14 protein-coding genes are annotated in these 14,036 nt (G+C 38.9%); 4 read left to right on the forward strand and 10 right to left on the reverse strand.

Annotation, left to right across the window (positions count from 1 at the left end; genetic code table 11):
- Positions 1-19: 19 nt before the first annotated feature.
- Both BUW93_RS10075 and BUW93_RS10080 read right to left on the reverse strand, forming a co-directional pair.
- Positions 20-586 carry a hypothetical protein gene (locus tag BUW93_RS10075; RefSeq protein WP_081211579.1) on the reverse strand — a complete coding sequence of 189 codons (567 nt, stop codon included), beginning with the start codon at positions 584-586 and terminating at the stop codon, positions 20-22.
- Positions 587-798: 212 nt separating this feature from the next.
- Positions 799-2,013 carry an RsmB/NOP family class I SAM-dependent RNA methyltransferase gene (locus BUW93_RS10080; RefSeq protein WP_081211580.1) on the reverse strand — a complete coding sequence of 405 codons (1,215 nt, stop codon included), beginning with the start codon at positions 2,011-2,013 and terminating at the stop codon, positions 799-801.
- 187 nt (positions 2,014-2,200) lie between these two features.
- Between BUW93_RS10080 and BUW93_RS10085 the strand changes: the two genes are divergently transcribed.
- Complete coding sequence (locus BUW93_RS10085) at positions 2,201-3,271, forward strand: WD40/YVTN/BNR-like repeat-containing protein (protein WP_081211581.1); 1,071 nt, start codon at positions 2,201-2,203, stop codon at positions 3,269-3,271.
- A gap of 68 nt (positions 3,272-3,339) precedes the next feature.
- Here the strand turns inward: BUW93_RS10085 and BUW93_RS10090 are convergent, their stop codons facing one another.
- The 7 genes from BUW93_RS10090 to BUW93_RS10120 all read right to left on the reverse strand — a co-directional run bounded on the left by BUW93_RS10090 (position 3,340) and on the right by BUW93_RS10120 (position 10,374).
- Positions 3,340-3,798: a hypothetical protein gene (locus tag BUW93_RS10090; RefSeq protein WP_081211719.1), complete on the reverse strand. Its 459-nt coding sequence runs from the start codon at positions 3,796-3,798 to the stop codon at positions 3,340-3,342.
- Positions 3,799-3,805: 7 nt separating this feature from the next.
- On the reverse strand, positions 3,806-4,333 hold the full coding sequence (locus BUW93_RS10095; protein ID WP_081211582.1) for a hypothetical protein: 528 nt from the start codon (positions 4,331-4,333) through the stop codon (positions 3,806-3,808).
- A gap of 32 nt (positions 4,334-4,365) precedes the next feature.
- Entirely contained in the window at positions 4,366-4,911 is a 546-nt protein-coding gene (locus tag BUW93_RS10100; protein ID WP_081211583.1) for an RNA polymerase sigma factor, read from the reverse strand.
- Between the two features lie 354 nt (positions 4,912-5,265).
- A complete protein-coding gene (locus BUW93_RS10105; protein WP_081211584.1) occupies positions 5,266-7,089 on the reverse strand; it encodes an ABC transporter ATP-binding protein in 1,824 nt (607 codons plus the stop codon).
- 12 nt (positions 7,090-7,101) lie between these two features.
- On the reverse strand, positions 7,102-8,832 hold the full coding sequence (locus BUW93_RS10110) for a phospho-sugar mutase (RefSeq protein WP_081211585.1): 1,731 nt from the start codon (positions 8,830-8,832) through the stop codon (positions 7,102-7,104).
- Positions 8,833-8,880: 48 nt separating this feature from the next.
- Positions 8,881-9,840 carry a glycosyltransferase family 2 protein gene (locus BUW93_RS10115; RefSeq protein ID WP_081211586.1) on the reverse strand — a complete coding sequence of 320 codons (960 nt, stop codon included), beginning with the start codon at positions 9,838-9,840 and terminating at the stop codon, positions 8,881-8,883.
- A gap of 3 nt (positions 9,841-9,843) precedes the next feature.
- Positions 9,844-10,374 carry a DUF4199 domain-containing protein gene (locus BUW93_RS10120; protein ID WP_081211587.1) on the reverse strand — a complete coding sequence of 177 codons (531 nt, stop codon included), beginning with the start codon at positions 10,372-10,374 and terminating at the stop codon, positions 9,844-9,846.
- Positions 10,375-10,524: 150 nt separating this feature from the next.
- Between BUW93_RS10120 and BUW93_RS10125 the strand changes: the two genes are divergently transcribed.
- The 3 genes from BUW93_RS10125 to mtaB all read left to right on the forward strand — a co-directional run bounded on the left by BUW93_RS10125 (position 10,525) and on the right by mtaB (position 13,550).
- Positions 10,525-10,776, forward strand: coding sequence for a type B 50S ribosomal protein L31 (locus BUW93_RS10125; protein ID WP_081211588.1), 252 nt, complete (start codon positions 10,525-10,527; stop codon positions 10,774-10,776).
- A gap of 157 nt (positions 10,777-10,933) precedes the next feature.
- Positions 10,934-12,106, forward strand: coding sequence for a GlmU family protein (locus BUW93_RS10130; RefSeq protein WP_081211589.1), 1,173 nt, complete (start codon positions 10,934-10,936; stop codon positions 12,104-12,106).
- A 106-nt stretch (positions 12,107-12,212) separates the two neighbouring features.
- On the forward strand, positions 12,213-13,550 hold the full coding sequence (mtaB, locus tag BUW93_RS10135; protein ID WP_081211590.1) for a tRNA (N(6)-L-threonylcarbamoyladenosine(37)-C(2))-methylthiotransferase MtaB: 1,338 nt from the start codon (positions 12,213-12,215) through the stop codon (positions 13,548-13,550).
- Here mtaB and BUW93_RS10140 read toward each other — a convergent pair.
- Positions 13,547-13,849 carry a GNAT family N-acetyltransferase gene (locus BUW93_RS10140; RefSeq protein ID WP_081211591.1) on the reverse strand — a complete coding sequence of 101 codons (303 nt, stop codon included), beginning with the start codon at positions 13,847-13,849 and terminating at the stop codon, positions 13,547-13,549. The two genes, mtaB and BUW93_RS10140, sit on opposite strands and share 4 nt — an antisense overlap.
- Positions 13,850-14,036: the final 187 nt, after the last annotated feature.

Here is a 14,036-nt window from a genome sequence, read left to right on the forward strand (position 1 = left end):
AAGCTTTATTTCCTGATAACTAATATTTACCTAAATCATTGACAGTATCCTGCTTCAGGACTTCCCAGTCTTGACTATTATAGGTTTTGGAAGGTTCGGTAATAGCTTTTTTTCTTCTTAAGGTCTGGTCTTTAGCAAACTCCTCAGAATCGTTGAAGGTACCAATAATATCTATTAGTTCTCCATCCTTAAATAGCCCGATAGGATCATTGCCGTTGAAATCCAGTGGGGAACCGGTTTTTAACTGGTCGGCCTGTTCTATTATTTCAGGAATAGTAGCCGATTCGTTTGAAATTACAAATATATCATTATGAACGATTTCTCCGGTGAGCATAAGTTCACTCATCCATTCCCCGCTACCGTTTTGTTGTTTTTTAAGGGAGTAAGCTTCGGCTTCGAGGTCTATGGTGATACCAGTAAGATTAACGATTTCCAGAGCTTTATTGAAAGAAGTACCTTCAATATATTCAGAAAAGAAAATCTCAGATGAAAATTTTTCTTCAGCTTTCAACGGAAATTCCAGGGCTGGATCTTCTTCTGAACATGCGAATAATAATACTAGAAATGGAAGAAGTAATTTTTTCATTTGTTTATAATTTTAACCCAATTTGCCCATTAAACACAAGCTCATGATCATCTTCCTGGTTGTTGTCATTTTTGGGTCCGGCAGCATGCTGATTTCATATTCTGAAATTAAAGATTTCAGAACGAAAAAGAGTTTCCCTATAAAAAACGGGTAGAATCCCCCGGGGATTTTTCCCCTGGAAGTGTTATTAAAAAGGCTTGAAAAAAATAAGGTTATTTCTTTTTTTCCAATAAGGCCATATAGAACCCGTCAAAGCCTGTTTCTGAAGAAAGAACCTTTTGATCCTTTATTAGGTTAAAGTCCTTCCCTTCGTCTGTTGCCAAGAAAAACTCTACCTGCTGTTGATTTTCAGAAGGGAGAATAGAGCAGGTGGCATACACCATTTTTCCTCCCGGCTTAAGAATTTTAGAGTATTTAGCCAGAATTTCAGCCTGAGTCTTTTTTAAATTATCAATAAACTCAGGTGCCAACTTCCATTTTGCATCAGGATTTCGGCTAAGTACTCCCAGGCCGCTACAAGGGGCGTCGATTAAAACCCTATCTGCTGTGTTATAGAGTTTTTTCACCACTTTTGTAGTGTCTATGGCCCTGGTTTCTATATTATGTGCGCCGGCGCGTTTTGCCCTACGTTTTAATTCTTTAAGTTTATTTCCGTAGATATCTGTAGCGATTATCTGGCCTTTGTTTTCCATAAGTGCAGCCAGGTGAAGGCTTTTTCCGCCGGCGCCGGCGCAGGTATCAACCACGCGCATTCCGGGTTCTACCTCAAGGAAATGAGCAACCATTTGAGAAGAAGCGTCCTGAACTTCAAAAAAACCATCTTTAAAAGCCTGGGTTCTAAAGACATTAGCTCGCTCTTCAAGTTGTAATGCTTCCGGGTATCCTTTTACTTTATGAGCAATAATTTCTTCTTCCTTCAGTATTTGCTGAAGTTTTTCAGGAGTGGTTTTAAGCGTGTTCACCCTAAGAAGTACCGGGGCTTGTTTGTTCAATGCACCTATTTCTTTTTCCCAGGTTTCTTCGCCAAGTTCGGCTACTCCAGTTTCATCCAACCAATCTGGAATAGACTCCCGCATTTTCCTTATTTTGCTCAGGTTATCAAACTTTCCTTTAATTCTTCTGGTGGGTGTGCCTTCAAATTGTGGCCAATCGGGTAATTTTATTCCGCGAAGGGTGGCCCAAACGGTGAAGATGCGAAACAGGTTTTCTCTGTCAAATGGCTCTTTAACTTCAGCGATTTCAGCATAAAGTCTCTTCCATCTAACAATATCGTAAGTGGTTTCTGCAATAAAACTGCGGTCACGCGCACCCCAGCGTTTATCGCGTTTTAAGGTTTTCTCTATCACTTTATCGGCATAAGCTCCTTCGTTGAAAATTTCTGAAAGGGCATCAAGGGTCGCAAAAACCAAATTCCTGTGTAAACGCATAATCAAATTTTAAGGCTGCAAAGGTAGGTTTTTTTGGCTGATAAACGAGTTTCAAAAGAATTCAGAAATACTTCTAAGTTTTAGGTTATGAATGGATCACACATCAGGTCTATGTCAGTTTATCTTCAGAAAAATTTATCTTTGGTCAAAATCCCGACTTGGGTGATCATACCGAAATACCTTTTAAATGAAAAAAATACTTCTTCTGGCATTAATCCTGACTTATTCCTGTAAAGAGGATAAATCTGAAAAAAATAAAACTCCTCAAGCCGCAGTAGTTGAAGCAAAAGAATATAGCCGAGTGGAGATCGAAAATATTTTTGAAGATGATTCGCTTAGTATTCGGGCGATACAGGTTATAGGACAAGACCTTGCTTTTGCCGCAAATAAAGGAATTTTCGGACTTTATAATAGTCAAACTGGTGAAATGAAAACCGGAGTTTTGAAGGATGGCGATTATACGCCAGAATTTAGGGCCGTGGCCAGTACAAGTACCGATGTATTCGTACTAAGTGTGGGGAGCCCCGCTTTACTTTATAAAACAGGAGATTCTGGCCAGATGGAATTGGTTTATCGCGAAGATCATGAAAAAGCTTTTTATGATTCGATGATCTTCTGGAATGATCTTGAAGGTATTGCCATGGGAGATCCAACTGGAAATTGTTTGTCCGTAATCATCACCAGAAATGGTGGGCAAACCTGGGAAAAACTGGATTGCAGCGAGCTTTCTGAAGCAGCAGAAGGAGAAGCGGCCTTTGCAGCAAGTAATTCTAATATAGCCGTGGTAGACGATAAAACCTGGATACTGTCCGGAGGGAAAAAATCAAGAGTTTATTATTCTCCAGATAAAGGCAAAACCTGGGAAGTGTTTGATACACCGCTAATTCAGGGAAGCGAAACGACAGGTGGATATAGCATAGATTTTTATGATGAAAATACAGGTATAATCATAGGTGGAGATTACACAAAACCCGATGATAATTCAGGGAATAAGGCAATTACCAGCGATGGTGGTAAAACCTGGAAATTAATTGCAGAAGGGCAGGAGCCGGGCTATAAAAGCAGTGTGAGATATGTGCCCAATAGTCATGGTGAAAATATTCTTGCTACCGGATTTACCGGAATTTCATACTCTATTGATGGGGGAGAGCACTGGGAACAGCTCTCTGAAGAAAGCTTCTTTACACTGAGGTTCGTGAATGATTCTACTGCTTATGCAGCAGGGAAAGGCAGAATTTCAAGGCTTGATTTCAAATAAAAAAGAACCCCGGAAGATTTCTCCACCGGGGCTCTAACTACTAACTAACTAACCAAAAAACTAATTTTTTATTCTTCCTGAGTTTGATCACGATCTTTTTTAGCGCGATATTCCTTAATTAACTTCTTATGAAATTCATCCTCCAGCTTATGCAGTTTAATGATATCCTGGGCCGAAATAATTTCCTTAAGTTCCCGAAAGAGCTCCTTCTTTATTAAGTACTCTTCTTTTTCTACATCAAGATATTCCTGAAGCATTCCGTTTGCCTGATCTTCACTTATACATTCGGGACTGCTTAAATCCATATTCACATGTTCCCTCATGTGTAAATCTTTCTTTTTGGCCTCATATTCATTATAAATAGGCCAGAATTTTTCGGCTACTTTGGTACTGAAGTTAAGTTCCTGAGTAATATAAGCGGTTTTCAGGGCTTTAATTTTTTCCCGGTGAGCTTCCCTATCTTCAGATTGCGCCTGCAATTGCATTAGCGCGGGAAACATTAGAAATAATACTATAATTTTTTTCATAATCTTTTTATTCAAGAATAAATGTGGGGTCTTCTACATTTTCTTCCAAATAATCCAACATCGCTTCTGAGTTAACTTCATTAAAATTGGAGTCGTCTAATACAATACCATCGTTAAAAAGAAATCCTGAAATTTCTGAAGTGGTAAGGTCTATATTATTGTCGTCTATATAATTCTCAAGAACCGACACCTCTATGTTTTCCCAGGTGTCTACAGGAGCCGGATTAATATAAAGCGATCCTGCCAGCGCAATAATAATAGCTGCTATACTTGCAGCATATAACAAATATTCCTTTTTAAACAGCGGAATAATTTTAGGCTCTTGCGAAACATTTCCTGGAAATTCAATCTCTAAATTTTCAAAATAGCTTTCAGGAACTTTTAAACCGGAACCTTCAATATTATGCAGTGTTTTTTTAGCCTCAGGATCAGAATGTTGGACCATATCCAATAATTCCCCCTCCAGTTCCTCAAAATAATTTGAGGGGACTGAAAAACCCGGGTCCTGGCGATATGGTAATTTATTCTTTTTCATTTGGTTCTTTGACTCTAAAATTGAAAAAAGGTTTAATTTATTTTTAGATACTCTTCTATTTTTTTTACCGCTATATGATAGGAGGCCTTCAAGGCACCTTCGCTGGTTTCCAGAATTTCTGCTATTTCTCGATATTTCAGTTCCTCAAAATATTTCATATTAAACACCTGTTGCTGTTTGGGAGGTAGGCTTGCGATGGCCTTCTGTAGTTTTAGCTGTATCTCATTTCCCTCAAAATAAACATCACTTTCCAGGTTAGAGATCAAATGTTCCTGTAAATCTGATGAACTAATTTGTAAGCGTTTGGCCTTTTTATTCAGGAAAGTAATTGCCTCATTAGTGGCGATGCGATACATCCAGGAGTATAACTGACTTTCTCCTTTAAACTGATTTATGTTTTTGTAGATCTTCACAAAAGTATTTTGAAGCACGTCATGGGTGTCGTCATGGTCCTTGACCATATTCCTTATATGCCAGTAAAGCCTTTCTTTATATAGGCTAACCAGCTCTTTAAAGGCGGTCTCGGCTGAAGCTTCTTGCTTCAAACGATGTATTAACAGATTTTCGGAGTCTTCCAATGGGTTTGGATTTTAGTTGGATTCCCATTTAAAAAGGCTAAAGGTATATAAAACTTTAAATTTGAAAAATAGTCTATTAACTAAATAGCTTGTAGGAAATTGTTCTGGGAGCTTTTTTGAAAATCGATAAAAGGTAAAATACATCGATAAATGGTGAAAGTTTATTTGCTTTTCTGCATTTTTGAGTTATCTTTACAATAACAAAATGATTTAATCTTTTTTGCCCCAATAAGAAACGAATTAAATCTTTTATTTTCATTTGCCCCAAGATGGAAATAAATTCTGAAAAATGGATGAAGACCTACTTTCATCCATTTTTTTTTGGTTTAAATTCATTTGAAGGGAGAGCTTTTATTAATCGAAAGATTGCATCTCCACAAGTTTTTGGTAGGTTCCCTTCTTTTGTAGTAATTCCAGGTGTTTTCCTTCTTCAACTATTTCACCTTTTTGCATCACCACAATCTTATCAGCATTTTGAATAGTAGAGAGACGGTGAGCAATAACGATAGAAGTCCGGTTCTTCATCATATTTTCCAGCGCCTTCTGAACCAGTTTTTCGCTTTCGGTATCCAGGGCTGAAGTCGCCTCGTCCAGAATCATAATTGGTGGATTCTTGAGCACCGCCCGTGCGATAGATAGTCTTTGTTTTTGGCCTCCACTTAATTTATTCCCGGCATCGCCAATATTGGTTTCCAGGCCTTTGGGGAGGTCCTTAACGAACTCCCAGGCATTGGCAATTTTAAGGGCATCAATAATTTCTTCATCCGAGGCGTTATCCTTACCCAGGGCTATATTATTTCTTACCGTATCATTAAAAAGAATAGAATCCTGGGTGACCAGCCCCATAAGATTTCGTAATGACTTTTTGGTCATATCTTTTATATTGATCCCATCAATGCTTATACTCCCCTCATTAACATCATAAAACCGGGTAATGAGATTGGCAATTGTCGATTTCCCGCTACCGGACTGCCCCACCAGGGCAACGGTTTGACCTTTATTTACTTTTAAATTAAAGTCCCGCAAAACATTTTCCTCTTCATACCGGAAGCTTATGTTATCGATGTTAATATTGTCTTCAAACTCTTCTTTTTTAACTGCGTTGGGTGCATCTGTTATCGTAGATGGAGTTTCTAAAACCTGAAGAATCCTTTCGGCTGCGGCATTTCCTTTTTTAACCGAATATGAAGCTTTAGATATCTGTTTTGCCGGGGTTAAAATATTATAGGCCAGGCCCAAAAATGCAATAAAAGTAGCGGCATCGAGACTGCCTTCAACTAAAACCATTTGTCCTCCAAACCAAAGAATGATGACTATTACGAAAATTCCCAGAAACTCACTTGCAGGAGAGGCAAGGTTCTGACGGTTAATAAGTTTATTCAGAATATGGTTGAGGCGGTTTGTGGAGTCCTGAAACCTGTTCTGCATTTTTTCTTCAGCATTAAAGCCTTTTATTATCTTAAGGCTGCTGAGGGTTTCTTCTACCACAGATAGAAAATAGCCGTTTTCCTCCTGAGCTTTATGCGATTGCTTCTTTAGTTTTTTTCCTATCAGGGAAATTATAAAACCAGAGATTGGTAAAAACACAAAAACAAAAATAGTGAGTTTCGCGCTCATCATCAACATCGCGATGATGGTGAAAATTATTGTAAGAGGTTCTCTTACAATGAGTTCTAAAATTGATAGGAAGGAAGTTTGTACTTCGTTCACATCGGCGGTGATGCGGGAAATGGTATCGCCCTTTCTTTTTTCAGAAAAATAGGACACAGGCAGCGCCAGGATCTTTTTGTAAAGCGCATCCCTAACATCTCTTAAAACACCATTTCTTAAAAAAGTGATGAAAAAAGCGGCGAGGTAACCGAAAACATTTTTCAGCAGAAATAAAAGCACAACTATTCCACAAATAAAAAGAAGGGCCGAGATTTCATCTTCGGCCACCTTCTGTGTAACTTGATAATTAAAATATCCGGTTAAATAGTCTTTAATACCTCCCAGGCCATCCCAAACCGGTTTTTCGGTCACCCTTTTGGTTTTATCGAATAAGACCTGGATTACAGGAATTAGTGCGATAAAAGAGAGCGTACTAAAAATCGCATAAAAAACATTGCAAATAATATTCAGTACAGCATACCTCTTATAGGGAATGGCAAACTGAAGAATTTTTCGAAAATAATTCATATAGATCGGCGATTAGCCTAATTGTAATTCCTTCTTGATCCTTTGTATTTTTTCAGCCAAAGCTTGGTTCTGGGCATCAAAATTTTCTATTGAATCCAGTTCTGAATTAACACTGATGTAAAATTTAATTTTTGGTTCTGTACCGCTGGGACGGGCCGCTATCTTAGTGCCATTCTCGGTATAGTAAATAAGCACATTGGATTTAGGGATTTCGATTTCCTCCTGAGTATGGTCCTGAAGGTTTTTAGCCCTGGAAGCCTGGTAATCCTCAATTAGAACAACTTTTTCTCCGTCAATTTCTTTCCATGGGTTTTCGCGTAAATCAATAAGCATTTGTTTGATCTCGGCTTCCCCTTCAATTCCTTTTTTTACCAAAGAGATCAATTCTTCGCGGTATAGGCCATAATCGGTATAAAGCCTTAGAAGTTGTTCGTAAAAAGAACTTCCTTTAGCCTTCATTTGTGCTGCGATTTCACAAGCCAGAAGAGTAGCGGTTGCTGCATCTTTATCACGAACAAAATCGCCAACCATATAGCCGAAGCTTTCCTCCCCACCACCAATAAAATCGAGTGACGGATTATCTTTTATTAGTTTTGCGATCCATTTAAAACCGGTTAAAACCTCGTAGTATTGAGCTCCATAATCTTCTGTGACAATCTTTATCATTGGAGTGGAAACTATGGTAGAAGCCACAAAAGAATTATCGGATAATTTCCCCTGTTTTTTATGCTGTTCCAGCAGGAACCAGGTCATCACCAGCATTGTTTGATTTCCGTTAAGGAGAATCATTTTACCGTGTAAATCACGAACGGCAATGCCTAAACGGTCGCCATCTGGGTCGGTTCCAATTACGATATCTGCATTTTTTTCTTCTGCGAGTTTAAGCGCCATTTCCAAAGCTTCAGGTTCTTCAGGATTTGGGGACTTTACCGTTGGAAACTGTCCATCTGGTTCTGCCTGTTCTTCTACTATAAAGACATTATTATATCCGGCTTTTTCCAATACCTGCGGATTGGTAGTGGAGGCCGTTCCATGCAAGGAAGTAAAAACTATCTTTAAAGCCTCTTTTGCCGATGCCGAAGTGTCAAAGCTTCCGTTTTTTACTGAATCTTTTTGAAAGGCTTCATCAACTTCCTTACCTATGCTATGTATTAATTCTGGCTTTGCCTTAAAGTTTACTTCGTCATATTCCAGGTTATTGATAATATCTATGAGTTTGGCGTCCTGTGGCGGCACCAATTGGCCTCCATCCTGCCAGTAAACTTTATAACCATTATATTCGGGTGGATTGTGGCTAGCCGTAAGTACAATTCCGGCATGGCAATTCAAATATTTTACAGCGAACGAAAGTTCTGGCGTTGGCCGAAGTTCAGAAAACAGATAGACCTCAATATTGTTGGCCGAAAATACTTCAGCGACCATTTTTGCCAGTTCTTTAGAATTCTGGCGGCAATCATAGGCAATCGCAACTTTAAGCTTTTCACCCTTAAATTCACTTTTCAATAAATTTGAAAGGCCCTGGGTATTTTTTCCGAGCGTATATTTATTGATTCGGTTGGTACCAACGCCCATGATACCTCTCATTCCACCTGTCCCAAAGGCAGCATTTTTATAAAAACTTTCTTCAAGCTCCCTGGGATTATTATCTATTAGATCGTTGATCCTGGTTTTTGTGTCCTCGTCGAATATATCGGTGAGCCAGGCTTTGGCTTTAGCCAGGATTTCGGGTTTAATTTCAGACATGATTAATTTTTTTGCTTAACAAAAATAAGAATTAATGCTTTAACAGGATTATAAATTAGCAGTGGTTTTATTAATTAGATACCGGTCTTTATCCCTTTTGGAACGCAGGATTAGTTCGCCCAGGAAACCTGCAAGGAAAAGTTGTGAACCTATGATCATCACGGTTAAAGCAATATAGAACCAGGGGTTAAGCGCAACAAGTATGTTTGGTTGGTCATGGTACATCTTCCATAGTTTAGAAACCCCTATCCAACCGGCGGCGATAAATCCAAAGAGAAACATTAAGACTCCCAATGCACCAAAAAGGTGCATTGGCCTTCTCCCGAATTTTGAAAGAAACCAGATACTTATAAGGTCAAGAAAACCGTTTATAAATCTTTCGGCTCCAAATTTTGTCGTACCGTATTTCCTGGCCTGGTGTTTAACTTCTTTCTCAGTAATATGAGAGAAGCCCGAATTTTTAGCTAAAACAGGTATATAGCGATGCATTTCGCCGTAAACGTCTATGTTTTTTATAACCTCGCGGCGATAAGCTTTTAATCCGCAATTAAAGTCGTGAAGTTTAAGACCTGATGTTTTACGTGCCGCTGCATTAAATAGCTTCGAGGGAAGGTTTTTAGTAAGAACGTGATCGTAGCGTTTCTTTTTCCAACCTGATACCAGATCGTAGTTACCCTCTTTAATCATTTTATATAGTTCCGGAATCTCTTCGGGGTTGTCCTGAAGATCGGCATCCATAGTGATCACTACATCCCCCTGGGCCCTTAGGAAGCCGGCATGTAGGGCCTGAGATTTTCCGTAGTTTCTATTGAATTTTATGCCTTTAACGGCAGAATCATTTTCAGCAAGTGATTCAATGGTCTTCCAGGAATTATCGGTGCTACCATCGTCAATAAAGATGATCTCATGAGAAAAGGAATTGGACCGCATTACTTTTGCGATCCAATTATATAATTCTACCAGAGATTGTTCTTCGTTTAATAAAGGTATAACGATAGATAGCTGCATAGTTTAAGCTTGGTATGGATTCTTATTTTTCATTATTAATCCTGTTACCAGAGAAATAATGAAACCAAAGAACAAACTTCCGATAATTGCCGTTGCCATCATAATCCATGGGGAAGTAAATTTCTCATTCATGGCCATGGCGTCATCAATTTGGGAGTCGGTCATATTAGGAAAGCGTTCCAACATTACCTCGCGTTGCACATCTGCCATTTGCATCATATAATCGGGCTCGATAACCGTCATTAAAAGCAACTGCCAGATGGCACCAATAATTCCTCCAATAAGAGCGATTCCAAGTCCTAGTTTTAAAGCTTCAGTTAAAGAAAGGTAACTTTGATTTGCTGTTTTGTATGTTCTTATTCCAAGAACAATCACCACTACCATAATCAGGAAAGAAACAATACTAAAGTAAAAACTGGGGTTTAGATATGCATTGGTTACATACATTATAACGCCCAAAACCACCGATAGGATTCCCAGGAGAACCCCGTAATTAATAATAATCCCTTTTGAATCTGTTTTTTGAATTTCCATAATTGATAAAAATTGGTTAGATAGCGGTTAGTAAGCAAATATAGGAAAACGTTACATTAGCAGGGAAAATTAAAATATTTTTGTCAATGCTATTGCTTTTATAATTCTATTGCTTAAATTTGCACCTCCAAAAATAAAAAGAACAAAGCGATGAAGCAGGGAATCCATCCGGAAAATTATAGATTAGTGGCCTTTAAAGACATGTCAAACGATGATGTTTTTATTACTAAATCTACCGCCAATACCAAAGAAACCATTGAAGTTGATGGTACTGAATATCCTTTGGTGAAATTGGAAATTTCAAGAACCTCACACCCATATTACACTGGGCAAACCAAACTGGTTGATAGTGCAGGTAGAATTGACAAGTTTAAAAACAAGTACAAGAAATTTAAGAAGTAAGTTTTTTGTTATCTACTATACAAAAGTCGCCTAAGCAATTAGGCGACTTTTTTTTATCAATTTATTTTCTGAAACCGCTAATAATTAACGGCATTTTAAAAATAGAAACTTTTCAGTTTTAATTTTACTCGTAACTTTGAGCCCTAAATTTGTGCGGATGAATTATATATTATTTGATGGTTCTGCCAGGAACCGTTTACTCCCTTTTACCTTTACAAGGCCAGTAGCCGATATAAGAGTTGGAATTCTCACTATTCGGGAGAAATGGGAATTGCTTTTAAAATCTACCACTTCTACAATCACCGAAGATTATTTAGCCGAAAAATGGCCCATGGTAGAACTGGAAGAAAATGTAATGATCAATGCTTCTTTTTTGCCTAATCCTGAATTTTTGCAGCAAATAAAGAACCTGAAACCCAATCAGGCTATTTTTCACGAAGAAGATACTGTGGCCTTTCATGCCTATGAAGATCAGGAAGTAGCGCTTGATGAGTATGAACAAATTGAGCTGGCTGAAGGGGTTGTTCAAATAAAAAACACCTGGGACATTTTCTCTAAAAATGGCGAAGTTCTGGAAGCCGATTTTGAGCTTCTAACCAAAGGGCGAAAATCGCAACCCATTCACGAATCTAATTACGTTAAAAACCCCGAAAGAATTTTCCTGGAAGAAGGCGCCGAAGTTGAGAATTGTTCGCTTAACGCATCCACGGGCCCAATATATATAGGTAAAAATGCGAAAGTGCTGGAAGGCAGTCTCATTAAAGGTGCTCTGGCGGTTTGCGAGGGTGCCCTGGTAAAAATGGGTGCGAAGATTTATGGGCCTACAACTTTGGGACCATATTGCCGGGGTGGAGGCGAAATAAATAATGCCGTTCTTTTTGCGAATTCTAATAAGGGGCATGATGGATATTTAGGAAATTCCGTTCTGGGCGAATGGTGTAATCTTGGCGCCGACACCAATAATTCCAACCTGAAAAATAATTATGCCGAAGTTCGCATCTGGGATTATGAAACCGAAGGTTTTGCCAAAACCGGTTTGCAGTTTTGCGGACTTATTATGGGTGACCATAGTAAATGCGGAATAAACACCATGTTCAATACCGGGACTGTAGTTGGAGTAAGCGCCAATATCTTTGGAGCCGGCTTCCCTCGAAATTTTGTACCCAGTTTCAGTTGGGGTGGGAGCGGTGGAATGACCACCTACAAAACCGAAAAAGCTTTTGAAGTAGCAGAAATCGTGATGCAACGCAGAAACGAAGAGTTTTCAGAAGTAGATAAAAAGATCCTGGAAAACGTGTTTGAGGAAACCAGTAAGTGGAGGAGAGGCTAAATAATTCCTGAATTTTCATTCTATTTAATAGTTTTCTTAAAAGGATAAAAGTTGGTATATTTGCAGCCCTTAAAATCGATTAACCACAACAGAAACAGGCAGGTGTATGGACAATAAGAAGGTGGCATTTTATACGCTGGGCTGCAAGCTCAATTTCTCTGAAACTTCAACAATTGCCCGCTCCTTTAAAGATGAAGGATTCCAGCGGGTAGAATTTGATGAGAAAGCTGATATTTATGTGATTAATACCTGCTCGGTAACCGATAATGCTGATAAACGTTTCAAAACTATTGTTAAGCAAGCCCAAAAGGCAAATGAAGAAGCTTTTGTTGTAGGGGTAGGATGTTATGCCCAATTAAAACCGGAAGAACTTGCCGATGTTGATGGGGTTGACCTTGTTCTTGGGGCCACCGAGAAATTCAAAATCACGGATTATCTTAACGATCTAAGCAAAAATGATCACGGGAAAGTGCATTCCTGTGAGATCGATGAAGCCGATTTCTATGTGGGAGCCTATTCCTTTGGAGACCGCACCCGTGCTTTTTTGAAAGTTCAGGATGGTTGTGACTATAAGTGTACTTACTGTACTATTCCGCTGGCTCGCGGAATTTCCCGAAGTGATAAGCTTGAAAATGTTCTGAAAAACGCAGCTGAAATTTCGGCAAAAGGAATAAAAGAGATCGTTCTCACCGGGGTAAATATCGGAGACTACGGAAAGGGTGAATTTGGAAATAAAAAACATGAACATACTTTCCTTGATCTTGTAAAGGCTTTAGATGAAGTAGAAGGAATTGAGCGCTTGAGAATTTCTTCTATTGAACCCAATTTGCTTAAAAATGAAACCATAGATTTTGTAGCGCAAAGCAAAACCTTTGTGCCTCATTTTCATATTCCGTTGCAGAGTGGTAGCAATGAGATCCTTAAGCAAATGCGTCGTCGCTACCAGAAGGAACTTTATGTAGATCGGGTTGCTCGAATAAAATCTGCTATGCCCGATGCCTGTATAGGCGTAGATGTGATTGTTGGTTTTCCCGGAGAAACCGATGAACATTTCCTGGAGACCTACAACTTTTTAAATGAGCTGGACATCTCTTACCTGCACGTTTTTACTTATTCTGAAAGGGATAATACCCCTGCCGCTGAGATGCAGGATGTGGTTCCCACAAAGGTCAGAAAGAAACGCAGCAAGATGTTACGCGGACTTTCAGCCAAGAAACGCAGAGCTTTTTATGAAAGCCAGATAGAGAAGGAATTTACTGTTCTGTTTGAAGGTGAAAACAAAGAGGGCTATATCCACGGTTTTACCCAGAACTACGTGAAAATTAAAACTCCCTGGGACCCACAACTGGTAAATACCCTTCACAAGGTTAAGCTGGAAAGGATAGATGAAGACGGTTTGGTTCGTGTGCAGTTTATTTCTGAACCGCAGCCACAGCCGGTTTAAATATTAATTCCAACCGGGAGCAGGTCTTTATAGCGTCTTTTGTGTTTTCTCATATATTTTACGATTTCGGGGCTAGTGGGCATTACCCTGGTATTTCGCTCCTTTATTTCTTCTAAAACAGCTTTTATAAAGGGCTCCAAATAGCCTTGTTCTCTAAGCGCTTCAGACATTTGTAATTTGGTTAAGAAAATTTTTCTTTCCTGTTGAGCATATTCTATTGCGGCTAATTCGTCGTCTATGCTAACTTCAAATTGTCTCAGGAATTCATTATCAGTAATTTTCAAATCTTCAGCATTCATCACATTAAGGATTTTAGTCCGGTCTTGCCTGCGCAGGAGGGGAGTGGAAACAGTTTGGGATGTTTCCAGGTTATCATAAAATTTTGAGTTTGGTTGGTGGATTTTTCTTCAGAATAAAATAAAAATAAAGCAGGTTTTCTCCGGAGTTCAGAAGATCCCGGAATTGGGAATGCAGTCTTCAGAAGAA

It is taken from the genome of Salegentibacter sediminis (genome assembly GCF_002078605.1).
GTDB lineage: Bacteria > Bacteroidota > Bacteroidia > Flavobacteriales > Flavobacteriaceae > Salegentibacter > Salegentibacter sediminis.